The organism is Lacunisphaera limnophila, assembly GCF_001746835.1.
GTDB classification, from domain to species: Bacteria; Verrucomicrobiota; Verrucomicrobiia; order Opitutales; family Opitutaceae; genus Lacunisphaera; species Lacunisphaera limnophila.
In genome coordinates this window covers 3,082,439-3,097,431 of record NZ_CP016094.1, presented here as the reverse complement: position 1 = coordinate 3,097,431, position 14,993 = coordinate 3,082,439, and the positions used below count along the sequence as shown (strand labels likewise).

Annotated in this window: 11 protein-coding genes; all 11 read left to right on the top strand. The window is 67.4% G+C overall.

From position 1 onward, the window contains the following. Position 1 precedes the first annotated feature (1 nt). The 11 genes from Verru16B_RS12995 to Verru16B_RS12945 all read left to right on the top strand — a co-directional run bounded on the left by Verru16B_RS12995 (position 2) and on the right by Verru16B_RS12945 (position 14,986). The gene (locus Verru16B_RS12995) at positions 2–763 is read left to right on the top strand and encodes an ABC transporter ATP-binding protein (RefSeq protein WP_069962683.1); all 762 of its coding nucleotides are present in this window, start codon (positions 2–4) and stop codon (positions 761–763) included. Positions 764–865: 102 nt separating this feature from the next. Then, entirely contained in the window at positions 866–2,074 is a 1,209-nt protein-coding gene (locus tag Verru16B_RS12990) for an ABC transporter permease (protein WP_069962682.1), read from the top strand. 217 nt (positions 2,075–2,291) lie between these two features. Next, on the top strand, positions 2,292–2,546 hold the full coding sequence (locus Verru16B_RS12985; RefSeq protein WP_069962681.1) for a hypothetical protein: 255 nt from the start codon (positions 2,292–2,294) through the stop codon (positions 2,544–2,546). An 84-nt stretch (positions 2,547–2,630) separates the two neighbouring features. Then, complete coding sequence (locus tag Verru16B_RS12980) at positions 2,631–3,998, top strand: sigma-54-dependent transcriptional regulator (protein WP_069962680.1); 1,368 nt, start codon at positions 2,631–2,633, stop codon at positions 3,996–3,998. 101 nt (positions 3,999–4,099) lie between these two features. Then, positions 4,100–5,446, top strand: coding sequence for a sensor histidine kinase (locus tag Verru16B_RS12975; protein WP_069962679.1), 1,347 nt, complete (start codon positions 4,100–4,102; stop codon positions 5,444–5,446). Positions 5,447–5,501: 55 nt separating this feature from the next. Next, positions 5,502–6,113, top strand: coding sequence for a DUF2306 domain-containing protein (locus Verru16B_RS12970; RefSeq protein WP_069962678.1), 612 nt, complete (start codon positions 5,502–5,504; stop codon positions 6,111–6,113). Between the two features lie 160 nt (positions 6,114–6,273). Continuing rightward, complete coding sequence (locus Verru16B_RS12965; protein ID WP_069962677.1) at positions 6,274–7,551, top strand: efflux RND transporter periplasmic adaptor subunit; 1,278 nt, start codon at positions 6,274–6,276, stop codon at positions 7,549–7,551. A gap of 244 nt (positions 7,552–7,795) precedes the next feature. Beyond that, a complete protein-coding gene (locus Verru16B_RS12960) occupies positions 7,796–8,506 on the top strand; it encodes an ABC transporter ATP-binding protein (protein WP_069962676.1) in 711 nt (236 codons plus the stop codon). A gap of 94 nt (positions 8,507–8,600) precedes the next feature. Next, positions 8,601–11,009, top strand: coding sequence for an ABC transporter permease (locus Verru16B_RS12955; protein WP_069962675.1), 2,409 nt, complete (start codon positions 8,601–8,603; stop codon positions 11,007–11,009). A gap of 83 nt (positions 11,010–11,092) precedes the next feature. Then, positions 11,093–12,358 carry a tetratricopeptide repeat protein gene (locus tag Verru16B_RS12950; RefSeq protein ID WP_069962674.1) on the top strand — a complete coding sequence of 422 codons (1,266 nt, stop codon included), beginning with the start codon at positions 11,093–11,095 and terminating at the stop codon, positions 12,356–12,358. Between the two features lie 87 nt (positions 12,359–12,445). Further along, positions 12,446–14,986, top strand: a complete 2,541-nt coding sequence (locus Verru16B_RS12945; RefSeq protein ID WP_069962673.1) for an ADOP family duplicated permease — start codon at positions 12,446–12,448, stop codon at positions 14,984–14,986. Positions 14,987–14,993: the final 7 nt, after the last annotated feature.

Below are 14,993 nucleotides of genomic sequence, written 5' to 3'. Positions count from 1 at the left end.
CATGTCCGCCATCGTCCAGCTGGAGGCCATCCACAAGATCTACGAATCGGGCGAGGTGCCGGTGCACGCCGTGCGCGGCGTCACCCTCGACATCGGCGCCGGCGAGTTCGTCGCCATCATGGGCGCCAGCGGCTCGGGCAAGTCCACCCTCATGAACCTGCTCGGCTGCCTCGACCGGCCGACGCGGGGCCGCTACCTCCTCGGCGGCACCGACGTCTCGGGCCTCGACCGCAACCAGCTTGCCGACCTGCGCAACCAGAAGCTCGGCTTCGTCTTCCAGGGTTTCAACCTGCTCTCCCGCACCACCGCCCGCGAGAACGTCGAGTTGCCCATGCTCTACGGTCGGCGCCGTTTCTCCTCCAAGGAGATCCATGACCGCGCCTTGCGCAGCCTCGACATCGTCGGCCTGTCCCCGCGCGCCGACCACTTCCCCAGCCAGCTCTCCGGCGGTCAGCAGCAGCGCGTCGCCATCGCCCGCGCCCTCATCAACGAGCCCCAGATCCTCCTGGCCGACGAACCCACCGGCAACCTCGACTCCAAGACTTCCGTCGAGATCATGGGCGTGTTCCAGAAACTCAACGAGCAGGGCATCACCATCGTCATGGTCACCCACGAGTTGGACATCGCCCACTACTGCAAGCGCAACCTCATCATGCGCGACGGCCAGCTCGTGAGCGACACCGCCGTCGCCGGGCGCCTCACCGCGGCCGTGGAAATGAAACGCATCCTCGACGCCGAAGCCGCCGCCAAACTCACCGCCTGACATGATGTTCTTTTCCCGACTCCTGCTTCCAGAGTGGAGGGCCCGCGTCCCTGCGGGCCGCGATCACCTCACATAAGCGACTAGCTCGAATCGAAATCCCCCATGCGCTTCATCAACGTCATCAAGGTCGCCTTACGCGCCCTCCGACGCAGTGCCCTTCGCTCCGTGCTCACGGCCCTCGGCATCATCATCGGCGTGGCCGCGGTCATCGCCATGGTCAGCATCGGCAACGGCGCCAAGTCCCAGGTCGAGGCCTCCATCGCCAGCCTCGGCCAGAACCTCATCAACGTCTTCCCCGGCAACTTCACCTCCGGCGCCGTGCGCGGCGGCTGGGGCAGCGCCAGCAGCCTCACCATCGAGGACGCCGAGGCCATCCAGCGCGAGGTCGCCGGGGTCGCCGCCCTCACGCCGGAGCTCCGCGACCGCACCCAGGTCCTCGCCAACGGCCTCAACTGGAACACCCAGGTCCTCGGTGAGGATGTCGCCTACCTCGACATCCGCCTCTGGTCCATCGCCGACGGCGAGATGTTCAGCGAGTTCGACGTCCGCTCGGGCAACAAGGTCTGCGTCATCGGCCGGACCGTCGCCAACCAGCTCTTCCCCGACAGCGACCCCATCGACCAGAGCATCCGCATCCGCAACATCCCCTTCAAGGTGGTCGGGGTGCTCGCCGCAAAGGGATTCAATTATTTCGGCCAGGATCAGGACGACGTGCTGATCATTCCCTACACCAGCTACCTGCAGCGCATCGCTCGCCGCCCCAACCTTAATTCCATCCTCGTGCAAGCCGTCTCCCCCGACGTGATGAGCCGTGTGCAGCAGGATATCACCGACCTCCTCCAACAGCGTCGCAACGGCCGCGAACCCGACTTCACCGTCCGCAACCAGCAGGAACTCGCCGAGGCCGCGACGGCCACCACCAAGACCATGACGGTCCTCCTCGGCGCCATCGCCGGCGTCTCGCTCATCGTCGGCGGCATTGGCATCATGAACATCATGCTGGTCTCCGTCACCGAACGCACCCGCGAGATCGGCATTCGCCTCGCCGTCGGTGCCCACGGCCGCGATGTCCTCACCCAGTTTCTCATCGAGGCCATCATCCTCAGTGTGCTCGGCGGCGCCCTCGGCGTGCTCCTCGGCATCGGCACCTCCCAACTCGTGTCTCACCTGAACAAGTGGCCGGTCCTCATCTCCACCAATGCCATCGTCGGGGCGGTCGCCTTCAGCGCCGTCATCGGGGTCTTCTTCGGTTTCTACCCCGCCCGCAAGGCGGCCCAACTCGACCCGATCGAGGCGCTGCGCTACGAGTGAACTCACGCGGGCGGGCTCACCCGCACTCGCGCGACCGTTTGACCGCCTCCCGTCCCAATCCCGGGAATTGCGGCTCCCGCCCCCGGCCCGATCTAGCCGCCGGCTAAAAATGCGGATTTTGTCCGCTCTACTTTATCTCATTGGAGATCCGACCACTTGGGGGACCGCGCTGACACTTGGCACGCGCATTGCAATTGTCCGCGGCATACACATCGCCATGAAAACCATCGCCTCCATCCTCTCCCGTTTCGTCGCCGCCGGCACCGCCGCCGTGGCTTTGCTCACCCTCACCGGTCTGGTCCCCGCCGACCTTGGCATCGCGACCCTCGCGACCCTCGGTCTCGCGGCCATCGCCCTCCTCGACTACTCCCGCCCGGTCGCTTCGCTGACCGTGCCGGCGCAGATCCTCCGCCCGACCCTGCCCTCCGCGGTCAAGGCCCCGGCCGCCCGACTCACCCGCCGCGCTGCGTAACCTGAATGGCGGTCTGTGACCGCCGCCTGACGCCGGTGTCCGCCATTCTTGACACTTGCCCCTTGTAACTTGTCACTTCCCTCAATGTCCGCTCACGACCCCGCGCCCCACCGCATCCTCGTTGCCGACGATCAGCCCGATGTGCTTGAGGCGCTCCGGCTCCTGCTCAAGGCCGAGGGTTACCAGATCGAGACCGTCAAGTCGCCCGCCGCCGTGATCAAGGCCATCGAGGCCCGCGACTTCTCGCTCGCGATCATCGACCTCAATTACACCCGCGACACGACCTCGGGCCAGGAGGGCCTCGACCTGCTCGCGAAACTCCAGGCCGCCGATCCCACCCTGCCGGTGGTCGTCATGACGGCCTGGGCCAGCGTTGAGATCGCCGTCGAGGCCATGCGCCGCGGCGCCAAGGATTTCATCACCAAGCCGTGGGACAACCCGCGCCTGATTTCCATCGTCAAGAATCAGATCGAGCTCGCGGGCGCCGTCCGCGCCTACCGCCGCCTCGAGCAGGAAAACCAGATCCTCCGCGGCAAGGGCGGTCCCACCCTCATCGCCCAGTCCGCCGCCATGCGGCCCGTGCTTGAGATCATTTCCCGCGTCGGCCCTTCCGACGCCAACATCCTCATCACCGGCGAAAACGGCACCGGCAAGGGCGTCGTCGCCCAGGCCCTGCACGCCGTCTCTGTCCGCGCCGCCAAGGCCTTCATTTCCGTCAACATGGGCGGCCTGCCCGAGGGCGTGTTCGAGAGCGAGCTCTTCGGCCACGTCCGCGGCGCCTTCACCGACGCCAAGGCCGACCGCGCCGGCCGCTTCGAGCTCGCCGACGGCGGCACGCTCTTCATGGACGAGATCGGCAACATCCCGATGAGCCAGCAGGCGAAGATCCTGCGCACGCTCGAGACCGGCGAGTTCGACCGCGTCGGTTCTTCCCGTACCTACCGCGCCAACGTCCGCCTCATCTCCGCCACCAACTCAGATCTCGCCGCCGAGGTCACCGCCGGCAAGTTCCGTCAGGATCTCCTGTTCCGCCTCAACACGATCCATATCCACCTCCCGCCGCTGCGCGAGCGGCGCGAGGACATCGCCCTCCTCGCCCAGCACTTCCTCAAGCAGCACGTCACCCGCTACCGCAAGGCGATCACCGGCTTCGATGACGCCGCGATCGAGGCAATGAAGGATTACGCCTGGCCGGGCAATGTCCGCGAACTCGACCACTCCGTCGAGCGCGGCGTGCTCATGACCCAGGGCAAGGTCGTCCGCGCCGCCGACCTCGGCCTCAATGCCGCCCAGTCCGCCCCGCGGCTCGACGACATGAGCCTGGAGGAGGTCGAGGCCTTCCTCATCAAGAAGACCCTCGCCCGCTGCGACGGCAACGCTCGCAAGGCCGCCGAGGAACTCGGCCTGAGCCGTAGCGCCTTTTATCGGCGGCTCGAGCGCTACAAGCTGTAGAATATCATAGGCCCTATAGGACCTATAAGCCCCGTAGGGCCTATAAACGCCATTATCGCTTTGCCCCACCAGCGCGATTTTGCGGCCATAGTGACGTAGCCATGGCCCCTCCCCGCAAACGCCGCGTCGCCCACGAGAACCTCGTGTTCTACTACACGCTGCTGGGCGGACTGCCGGCCGCGGTCGTTGCCTTCACCCTGCTGCTGGCCCATGACTACACCCCCAAGGTCCAGTGGACCCTCGGCCTGCTCATCGTCAGCTGCTGGCTCGGGTTCGCCCTCGCCGTGCGTGAGCGCGTCGTGCGCCCGCTCCAGACCATGGCCAACCTCCTCACCGCGCTGCGCGAGGGGGATTTCTCCACGCGCGCCCGCGGCGCGAACCGCGACGAACCGCTGGGCGACGTCCTCGCGGAAATCAACCTGCTCAGCGGCACGCTGCAGGAGCAACGCCTCGGTGCCCTCGAGGCCACCGCCCTGCTCCGCACCGTCATGGAGGAGATTGACGTCGCCATCTTCGCCTTCGACGCCAACGAGACGCTCCGGCTCGTCAACCGCGCCGGCCAGGAGCTGATCGCCCAGCCCGCCGAGCGCATCCTCGGCCGCCCGGCGCGGGATCTCGACCTCGCCGACTGCCTGGTCGGCGAGGGCACGCGCGTGCTCAGTCGCACTTTTCCCGGTGGCACCGGCCGCTGGGGCATGCGCCGCACGGTGTTCCGCGAGGGCGGCCTGCCTCACAGCCTCGTGGTCATCGCCGACCTGAGTCAGCCGCTGCGCGAGGAGGAGCTCAAGGCTTGGCAACGCCTCGTGCGCGTCATCGGCCACGAGCTCAACAACTCCCTCGCCCCCATCAAGTCCATCGCCGGCTCGCTCAACACCATCCTGCGCCGCCCGCAAAAAGCACCGGATTGGGAGGACGACATGCGCGGCGGCCTTGAGATCATCGAGTCCCGCGCCGAGGGCCTGAACCAGTTCATGCAGTCCTACGCGCGCCTCGCCAAGCTGCCCGCCCCGAGCAAGCAGCCCTGTGAGATCGGCCCGCTCCTCCGCCGGGTCATCGCCTTGGAAACCAGCGGGCAGGTCGAACTGGTGGACGGCCCCGCGCTCACCGTGCACCTCGACGCCGCCCAACTCGAACAGGTCATCATCAACCTGGTGAAGAATGCCGTCGAGGCCGCCTTCGATCCCGGTCAGACCGCGGCCCCGCCTTGCCGTGTCCGCGTCGCTTGGCAGAAGCTCCCCGGCGCCTTGGAGATCACCGTCACGGACGACGGCCCCGGCCTCGCTAACCTGCAGAACCTGTTCGTTCCCTTCTTCACCACGAAACCCTCGGGCTCCGGCATCGGCCTCGTCCTCTGCCGCCAGATTGCCGAGAACCACCACGGCACCCTCACTCTGGAGAATCGCACCGATCACACCGGTTGCCTCGCCCGCTTGCGCCTTCCCTTCTGAATCGCCGCGTCCTGGGCCCGCGATAGCTTTCCGCCACCCCCAATCTTACGCCACCATGCAAGCCCGTTCCTGGCGTTTCGGCCTGACCACCTTCCTCTGTATTGGCGTCGCCGGTTATGCCCTCTGGGCCTACGGCGGCGGGGTGCAACGCGTGCCGGTTCACCCCGACATGGCCGCCGTGTTCGACGACCATCGGGTACTCATTACCGTCCACGCCGTGGGCGCTTCGCTCGCCCTGCTGCTCGGGCCGTTCCAGTTTCTCGACCGCCTGCGCGCCCGCGCCCCCCGCCTGCACCGGTGGCTGGGGTACGCTTACCTCCTCCTCGGCGTCGGCGTGGGCGGCACCGCCGGCGTGCTGCTCTCGCCCTATTCCTTCGGCGGTCTCGTCTCACATTTGGGCTTCGGCCTCCTTGGCTGCCTCTGGCTTCTCACCGGGCTGATGGCCGTCGTGGCCGCAAAGCGTCGCCGCTTCGAAGAACACCGCCTCTGGATGCTGCGTAACTTCGCCCTCGCGCTCGCCGCCGTCACGCTGCGCTTCTACCTGCCCGCCTCCGTCATCTCCGGACTCCCTTTCGAGAATGTCTATCCCGCTATCGCCTGGCTCTGCTGGGTCCCCAACCTGATCTTCGTCGAGTGGTTTCTGAAGAAATCCACCTCCGCGGCCTGAAAATCACATCCCACAATTGGGACGGTCACATCCCGGCTTCGCTCTGAATGAGGTATGCGATCATTCCTTGATTTATCGTTAGTTCCTGTTTCGTAGCTGTTTAAAGCTATGCCGTGCACTTGGCACGCGCGGTGCAATTAGGCGCGCAACCAAGACCCGCATGGACATCGCCCGCCCCAACGTCGCCAAGGAAAAACGCCGCAAACGCATCATCTACGCCACCATCGCCGGCGTCGTGCTCATCGGCATCACGGTCGCCCTCGGGCGCCTCAAGCCCGCGGCGCCGTCGATGCCCAAAAATCTCGTCTGGATGGGTGAAGTGAAGCGTGGCCCCATGGTCCGCCAAGTGCGCGGCCTCGGCACCCTGGTCCCAGAGGAAATCCGCTGGATCGCCGCCCGCACCCAGGGCCGCGTGGACAAAATCGTCATCCGGCCCGGCGCCCCGGTCGAACCCGGCACCCTCATCCTCGAATTGAGCAATCCCGACGTCGTGTCCGCCGCCGCCAACGCCAAATCCCAGCTGCTCGCGGCCGAGGCCCAGCTGGCCGGCCTGCGCGTGACTCTGGAGAGCGGACTCCTCCAGGCCGAGGCCGCCGCCGCCCAGGCCAAGTCGAACTACGAGCAAGCCCGCCTTCGCGCCGAGGTGGACGAGGATCTCTTCAAGGACGGTCTCGTCGCCGCGGTGCAGCTCAAACTCACCCAGGGCACCGCCGCCCAGGCCGCCATCAACAACGAGATCGAGCAGAAACGCTACGCCTTCGCCCAGCAATCCATCAAGCCCCAGCTCGCCGTGCAGGAAGCCGAGGTCGAGCGCCTCGCCTCCCTCTCCCGTCTCCGCAACGAGGAACTCGAGGCTCTGCAGGTGCGCGCCACGATGTCCGGCGTGCTCTCCGCCCTCGGCACGCCCAACCTCCCGATCGAAGTCGGCGCCCAGGTTCAACCCGGCAACAACATCGCCCGTGTGGCCGATCCCCTCAAGTTGAAGGCGGAGGTCCGCATCGCGGAAACCCAGGCCAAGGACATCGCCATCGGCCAGCTCGCTTCCATCGACACCCGCAACGGCATCGTCGAGGGCCGCGTCTCCCGCATCGACCCGGCCGTGCAGAACGGCACCGTCACGGTCGACGTCACCATCGTCAACGCCCTCCCCCGCGGCTCCCGGCCCGACCTTTCGGTCGATGGCACCATCGAACTCGAGCGCCTCGATGACGTGATCTATGTCGGCCGCCCCGCCTTCGGCCAGGAAAAGAGCACCGTCGGCATCTTCAAGGCCAACGGCAGCACCCAGACCGCCACCGAAGCCTCCCGCATCCAGGTCCAGTTCGGCCGCAGCTCGGTCAACACCATCGAGGTCGTCTCCGGCCTCCAGCCCGGTGATTGGGTCATCCTCTCCGACATGTCCCAGTACGACTCCAACGAGCGCGTGAAACTCGACTGAGGCGCCCTCTTATCAATTTTGGATTCTTCAATCTAGCTATCCGCTCCGTCCGCCATGGTCCTTCCCATCCTCGTTCTCTCGCTCCTCACGCTGCTGATTGCCACCGAACCGGCGGAATGAGCCGCATTTCTTAATTAATCCCTCTTACTTCATCCTTTCTGTAACCTCCCGCCCCCCACACGTGTTCTCCCCCCAACCCGAGCCCGTCCGTAAACTTAAATCGTAATTCCCAATCCTGCCTCCCATGTCCGACTCCCCCTCCCTCATCAAACTCGAAGGCGTCACCAAGGTTTTCCTCACCGACGAGGTCGAAACCCACGCTCTCTCCGGCATCCACATGGACATCCGCAAGGGCGAATACGTCTCGATCGCCGGTCCGTCGGGCTGCGGCAAGTCCACCCTCCTCTCCATTCTCGGCCTCCTCGATACCCCGAGTGACGGCAGCTACATCCTCAACGGCCGCCCGGTCCAAGGCCTCACGCTCCCCGAGCGCGCCCGCATCCGCAACCGCGAGATCGGCTTCATCTTCCAGTCGTTCAACCTCATCGGCGACCTCACCGTCTACGAGAACGTCGAGCTGCCCCTCACCTACCGCGGCATGCCCGCCAACGAGCGCAAGCAGCGCGTGACCGAGGCCCTCGAGAAGGTCGGCATGGGCCACCGCGCCAAGCACCTGCCCTCCCAGCTCTCCGGCGGTCAGCAACAGCGCGTCGCCGTCGCCCGCGCCCTGGCCGGATCCCCCGCCGTGCTCCTCGCCGACGAGCCGACCGGCAACCTCGATTCCAAGAACGGTGACGCCGTCATGGAGCTCCTGCGCTCCCTCCACCAGAGCGGCTCCACCATCGTCATGGTCACCCACGACGCCCGCTTTGCCCGCAACGCCGACCGCACCATCCACGTCTTCGACGGCCGCGTCGTCGAGGAGCAGCGGGAATCCGATCCCACCCGCGCCTGAGCGCGGGTCCGTAGCGAGCCGCAAGGAGCGAGGAGTGGGCATGTAACGCAGGTCGATTCCACTCGCTGCTCACGGCCCGCTACTCGCTACTCCCATGAAGTTCGCCTTCCGCTCCCTGCTCAAGTCACCGGGTTTCACCCTGATCGCCTTGGTGACGCTCGCCCTCGGCATTGGCGTGAACACGTCGATGTTCAGCCTGATCGACGCGCTGCTCTTCAGCAACGCGCCGTTCCCCGCCGCCGAGCGAATCGTCATGCTCCAGCGCACGACCCGCGCCGGCGACGAGAACGACTTCTCCTACCTCGAGCAACGCGAGGTCCGGGAAAAGACCACCGCCTTCTCCGCCCTCTCCTCCTTCACCCGCGACTTCTCGGCCGTCGCCGAACCCGGCCAGCCCGCCGAGCGCCTCAACGGCATCCTCGCGGACGCTGAAATGTTCGCCGCCTTCGGCGTCCAGCCCCAAATCGGACGCGCCTTCTCCGCCGAGGAAACCCAGCCGGGCAAGGATCAGGTGGTGCTGCTGGCCCACGGCTTCTGGCAGGAGCGTTACGGCGGCGATCCTTCCGTCATCGGCCGCGTGCTCCGCATCGACGGCGATCCGCACACCATCATCGGCGTGATGCCCGCCAGCTTCGAATACCGCTTTCTCTGGGGGGACTGCGCCTTCTGGCGTCCGCTCGCCTACACGTCGGAACAGATCAAGGGCCGCAACTACCGGGTCTTCAGCCTCGCCGGTCGCCTCAAGCCCGGCGGCACGCCGGAGCAAACCGTGGCCGAGCTCGGTCCGCTCGCCGCCACGCAGGAGCGCGACTACCCGCAGGATTACGCGGGCCTCCGCTACCGGGCGCTCCCGCTCCATGAGGCGCTGATGGACGACGAGAGCCGCAAGATCTCCTGGATGCTGCTCAGCCTCTCCGGCTTTGTGCTGCTCATCGCCTGCGCCAACCTCGCCAATCTCCAGCTCGCCCGCGCCACCGTCTCCATGCGCGAGTTCGCCATCCGCGCCGCCCTCGGCGCCTCCCGCTCCCGCCTCATCGCCCAGCAGCTCACCGAGTGCCTGCTTCTGTCCGTCACCGGCGGCGGGCTCGGCCTTCTCCTCGCCCTCTGGATCAACAGCCTCCTCGAGGCCAGCATCCGCATCGGCGAGAAGGTCGGCACCTTCAAGCTGCCCATCGACGGGGGCGTGCTCCTGCTCACCATCGCCGCCTCCGTCCTCACCGGGATCGTCTTCGGCATCGTGCCCGCCTGGCTGGCCTCCCGCACCGATGTCGTCGGCGCCCTGAAATCCTCTTCCCGCGGCTCTACGTCCGGCCGCAGCCAGCACCGCATCCGCCACCTGCTGGTCATCGCCGAGGTCACCCTCGCCCTCATTCTGCTCGGCGGCGCCGGCATGATGCAGCGCGGCTTTGACCGTATCCTCACGCGCGAGACCGGGTGGGATACCAGCCGGGTCCTCACCGGCGTTCTGCCCATGCCGGAGAAGCGCTACGAAACTCCCGAAAAACGTGTCGAATTCTACCGCACCATCGAGCAGCGCCTCACCGCCCTGCCCGGCGTCGAAAGCGCCGCCCTGACCACCGCCCTGCCCCTCTGGCATTATGGCAACACCCGCCAGATCACGCACGACGGCCTCGCTTCCGCCGATCCCACGACGCTCCCCCGGGCCAGCCTCGTCATGGTCACCGCGCGCTACTTCGAAACTCTGGGCATCAAGCTGGTCGAGGGCCGGGTCTTCGCCGCCGATGTCAAGGCGGGCGATCCCGAGCAGGTCGTGGTCAACGAGACCCTCGCCCGGCAGTTCTGGCCGGACCGGAGCGCCCTCGGCCAGCGCGTGGGCCTGGTCGACGGCGGACAGACCAAATGGGCCGAGGTCATCGGCATCGTCCGCACCGCCGAGTCCGCGGCCAGCTTCACCAATCCCCCCAGCGTCCTGCACGTCTACCGCTCCGTCGTGCACGAACCCTGGACCTGGATCCGCTTCGCCGTGCGCAGTGAGAACCCGGGCGCCCTGATCGAGAGCGTGCGGCGCGCCGTCGCCGAGGTGGATCTCGACCTTCCGGCCGACCAGCTGATGACCGTCGGCCAGTTCGTGGACCGCCAGCAGCACAACCTCGTCGTCGTCGCCCAGCTCCTCGGCGGCTTCGCCCTGCTCGGTCTCGCCCTCGCCTCGGTCGGCCTCTACGGCGTGATCTCCAACATCGTCGCCCAGCGCACCGGCGAATTCGGCATCCGGCTCGCCCTCGGCGCCAAGCCCGCCGACGTGCTTAAGCTCGTGCTCAACCAGGGCCTCGTGCTCACCGCCATCGGCCTCGTGCTCGGCGCGGCTGGCGCCTACGGCCTGGGCCGCTTCCTCGCCTCCTTCATGCCCCGTATGATCGAACCGGATCCCCTGACCCTCACGGCCACGGCCTTCCTCCTCTTCCTCGTCGCCGCCCTCGCCTGCTGGCTCCCGGCGCGCCGGGCGACCAAGGTTGACCCGCTCGAGGCGCTGCGGGCCGAGTAAGTAAGAATTATGAAGGAAGAATTAAGAATGAGAACCAGCTGCTTTCTTTCTTAAATCTTCCTTCTTCCTTCTTCCTTTCTCCCATGCGCCCTTCGCTCCTACTGTTGGCCGCCTGGCTGGTGCTCCCACCCCTGTCCGCCGCACCCCGCCACCGTCTCCTGCTCCGTGAGTCCGCCATCGCCGCGCAGGCCGGCGACAACCCCACCGCGCTCGCCCAGCTCCAGGAAGCCGCGCACCTGCGCCCCGACTACCCGCGCATCCAGCTCAATCTCGCCCGCATCCACGCCGCGATGAATCAGCCCGCCGAAGCCATCGCCGCACTCACACGCCTGGCCGACATGGGGCTGCAGATGACGGTCGCCACCGATCCGGGCCTCGCCTCGCTCCGGGATTTGCCGGCGTTTCAGGCCGTCGCCGCCCGCCTGACGGCTGGCCCCGCCGTGCCCCCGGCCACCGCCACGGTGGCATTAGTTCTCCCAGACGTCACCGGCATCATCGAAAGCTGCCTCCTCGATCCAGTAACACGGCAATGGTATTTCAGCGACGTCCGCCATCGCTGTATCTGGCGCCGCGACCCGGGCACGGACGCCCTGACTCGGTTCACCTCTCCCGAGGATGCCTTGGACGGCGTTTTCAAAATAGCCCTCTCCCCTGATCAAAGCACGCTCTGGGCCGCCACCGCCACCATCGGCGTGATGACCGGCCCCGATGCCGAGGATGGCAAACGCACCGCCCTCGTTGCGATCGACTTTGCCACCGGGCGCGTGCGCGCCCGCCACCCCGCGCCCGCGGACGGACGCAAGCACCTGCTGGGTGACTTCGTAATTGCCGCCGACGGCTCCCTCTTCGCCACCGATTCCATCTCCCCCATCATCTGGCGACTCCCGGCCGGCGGCACCGCCTTGGAGCCTTGGCTCGAAAGCGACGACTTCCTGAGCCTGCAAGGCCTCGCGATCAGTTCCGACGGCAACACCCTCTACGTCGCCGACTACGCCAACGGCATCTGGCGCGTCCCCCTGGCCACCAAGTCCCCGGCCCTCCTGCTCGCCCCGGCCGACGCCACATTCTTCGGCATCGACGGCCTCTACGCGGTCGCCGGGGGCCTGCTCGCCGTGCAAAACGGCATCTCCCCGCAACGGGTGCTGCACATCGAGCCAGCCGTCGCCGCACATTCACCCGCCCGCGTCCTCGCGCTGGGTGGACCGGAGCTGACCGACCTCGCCTTGGGTCAGGTCCTGGCTGGCCGCTTCCACTTTGTCAGCGGCAGCGGGTGGGCCTTGTTCGACCCGCCCGCCGCCACCGCACCAACGGAGCGCACCGTGCTGATCCATTCCCTGGCCCTTGAATAGCCCACTCGGGGTGCAAAACCAGCTACCGCCCGATATTCCTGCAACCAGCGTCCGGCCGCCGTGTTCTCGGGGGAACACCGCGTGTCTATGTCTTCCCTCCTGCAGGATCTGAAATTCTCCCTCCGTCTTTTGGCCAAATCCCCCGGCTTCTCCGCCGCCACCGTCGCCGTCCTGGCCCTCGGCATCGGCCTGAATACCGGGATGTTCACCTTCATCTACAACCTGGCGTTCAGCCCGCGCCCCCTCGCCGACCCCGACCGGATCGTTCAGGTCTACACCCAAAACCGGAAGAACCCCGAGGACTTCCGGCTGTTCTCCCTCCCGCTCTGGCGCGAGCTCAGCGGGCGTCGCGATCTCTTCACGGACGTCATGGCCTTCAATCATACGCTGGTCGGCCAGCAGGAGGGCACGGAGACGCGGCGGGCCTTCGCCTCGATCATCAGCGCCAACTACTTCGCCACCCTCGGCGTCCCGCTGGCGCGCGGCCGGCCCTTCACCGCGGAGGAGGAACGCCCGGGCGCGGCCCTGCCGGTCGTGATCGTCAGCCATGCCCACTGGGCCAAGTCCGGTTTCGCCCCCGACATCCTGGGCCGCACCCTGCGCATCAACGAGCGCACCTATACCATCGTCGGCGTCACCCCCGTGGGTTTCACCGGCACCACGATGTTGTTCGGGCCCGAATTCTATTTCCCGCTCGGGGTTTTCGAAACCCTGGAAAATTTCACCCAGGACGAGGCGCGCCGCGCCCTGGATCGGGCCGACACCTACAAGCTCTTCCTCGTCGCCCGGCTGGCGCCCGGGGTGGAACGCTCCGCCGCCACGGCCGCCCTTGATGCGCTCGGGACCCACCTCGAGCAGGCCTTCCCGGTGGAGTTCAAAGACCAGACCGTCACCATCGCCCCCCTCGCCCGGCTCGGCACGAGCTCGGCCCCGCGCTCGGAAGCCGGGGTCCTGGTCTTTTGCTCGGTGCTGATGGGCCTCGCTGGCTCCGTGCTCCTCATCGTCTGCCTGAACCTCGCCGGCCTCCTGCTGGCCCGTGGTCAGAGCCGGCGCAAGGAATTCGCCATCCGCCTGGCGCTGGGTGGCCGTCGGCGGCAACTCGTCCGTCAGCTCTGCCTCGAGGGCCTGGTGCTCGCCCTCCTCGGCGGCGGCCTCGGGATCCTGATCGCCCAGGCCAGCCTCGACCTGATCGCCGCCTCCCTCACGACGCGCCTGCCGATCGGCCTCTTCGGCCTTTCCACCGGCTCGGGCGCCGTGCTGGCGGCGACGGCCGTCATTTGCCTCGGCGCCACCCTCGCGTTTTCCCTCGGGCCCGCGCTGCGGCTCTCGCGCGGTGACGTGCTCTCCGACCTGAAACTGCAGTCGGGTGAGAACGCCCCCGCCCCGCACGTGGCCTGGTGGCGGCCCCGGCACCTGCTGGTGGTCACCCAGATCGCCCTGTCGCTTTGCCTCCTGATCATCGCGGGCGTCTTCATGCGCACCGCCGCCCTCACCACGAATGCCGAGCACGGCTATCGGGCGGACAACACCGTGGTCGCAGAGTTGGACTCGGGCCTGGGCGGACTCGACGAGGCGCGCAGCCTGGAACTCTTCCGCTCGGCCCAGGAACGCCTCGCCTCCCTGCCCGGCGTGCAGGCCGCCGCGATCGCCACCATCGTGCCCTACGGCTTCGTCAACATCGGCCGCTCCGTGCGGCGCGACGGCCCCGCCCTGCCGGACGACGCCAAGCCCGTCACCGCAGCCGAGGGCCGCGCTTACGACAGCCGCTGGAACTCCGTCGGCGCCGACTATTTCACCGCCATGGGGCTGGCCCTCAAGCAAGGCCGCCCGTTCTCCCCCGCCGAATGCGCGCAGCCTGGCGCGCCGCGCGTCGCGGTCATCGACGAGATCCTCGCCCGCCAGCTCTGGCCGGAGGGGGACGCCCTCGGGCAATTCGTCCGCTTTAATGGGGAAGCGCATGTCGCTATCGGCCCGATGCAGGTCGTGGGCATCGTCACCGCATCGCAGACGAACTTTTTCGAGGATGAACCCTCGGGATCGATCTACGTGCCTTTCGCCCACGGCTTCGCCTCCAACGTCCACTTTCATGTGCGCCCGGCTGCCGACACCGAAGCCGCCGCCGAGGCCTTGGTCGCCCCGGTGCGTGCCGTCCTCCACGAGGCCGCCCCCGGCGTGCCGGTGTTCAAGGTCCGCAGCTTCCGGCAGCACAAGGAAACCTCCATGGAGGTCTGGGCCGTCAGCCTCGGCTCCGTGCTGCTCGTCACCTTCTCGGGCTTTGCCATGCTGGTCGCGGTGGTCGGCATCTACTCGGTCAAGTCCTACCAGGTCTCCCGCCGCACCCGCGAGATCGGCATCCGCATGGCCCTGGGCGCGCGGCCGGGCCACGTGCAGGCGCTGATCCTGCGCGAAGGGCTGGCCACCGCCTCGCTCGGCATCGCCGCGGGCCTGGTCCTCGGCCTCGGCCTGAACCGCGTGTTCGCCTCCGTGCTTGTGGGCGCCAAGCCCTTCGATCCCGTCGTCCTGCTGGGCGCGGCCACCGCCTTCTTCCTCGCCGCCACCGTCGCCTCCTGGCTGCCCGCGCGCCGCGCCACCCACGTCAACCCGCTCGAGGCCCTCCGCGCGGAATGACGGACGG

Coding starts and splice junctions, on each gene's coding strand:
- Verru16B_RS12965 (WP_069962677.1), top strand. CDS start 6,274: ATGGACATCGCCCGCCCCAACGTCGCCAAGGAAAAACGCCGCAAACGC.
- Verru16B_RS12995 (WP_069962683.1), top strand. CDS start 2: ATGTCCGCCATCGTCCAGCTGGAGGCCATCCACAAGATCTACGAATCG.
- Verru16B_RS12960 (WP_069962676.1), top strand. CDS start 7,796: ATGTCCGACTCCCCCTCCCTCATCAAACTCGAAGGCGTCACCAAGGTT.
- Verru16B_RS12975 (WP_069962679.1), top strand. CDS start 4,100: ATGGCCCCTCCCCGCAAACGCCGCGTCGCCCACGAGAACCTCGTGTTC.
- Verru16B_RS12955 (WP_069962675.1), top strand. CDS start 8,601: ATGAAGTTCGCCTTCCGCTCCCTGCTCAAGTCACCGGGTTTCACCCTG.
- Verru16B_RS12985 (WP_069962681.1), top strand. CDS start 2,292: ATGAAAACCATCGCCTCCATCCTCTCCCGTTTCGTCGCCGCCGGCACC.
- Verru16B_RS12990 (WP_069962682.1), top strand. CDS start 866: ATGCGCTTCATCAACGTCATCAAGGTCGCCTTACGCGCCCTCCGACGC.
- Verru16B_RS12980 (WP_069962680.1), top strand. CDS start 2,631: ATGTCCGCTCACGACCCCGCGCCCCACCGCATCCTCGTTGCCGACGAT.
- Verru16B_RS12970 (WP_069962678.1), top strand. CDS start 5,502: ATGCAAGCCCGTTCCTGGCGTTTCGGCCTGACCACCTTCCTCTGTATT.
- Verru16B_RS12945 (WP_069962673.1), top strand. CDS start 12,446: ATGTCTTCCCTCCTGCAGGATCTGAAATTCTCCCTCCGTCTTTTGGCC.
- Verru16B_RS12950 (WP_069962674.1), top strand. CDS start 11,093: ATGCGCCCTTCGCTCCTACTGTTGGCCGCCTGGCTGGTGCTCCCACCC.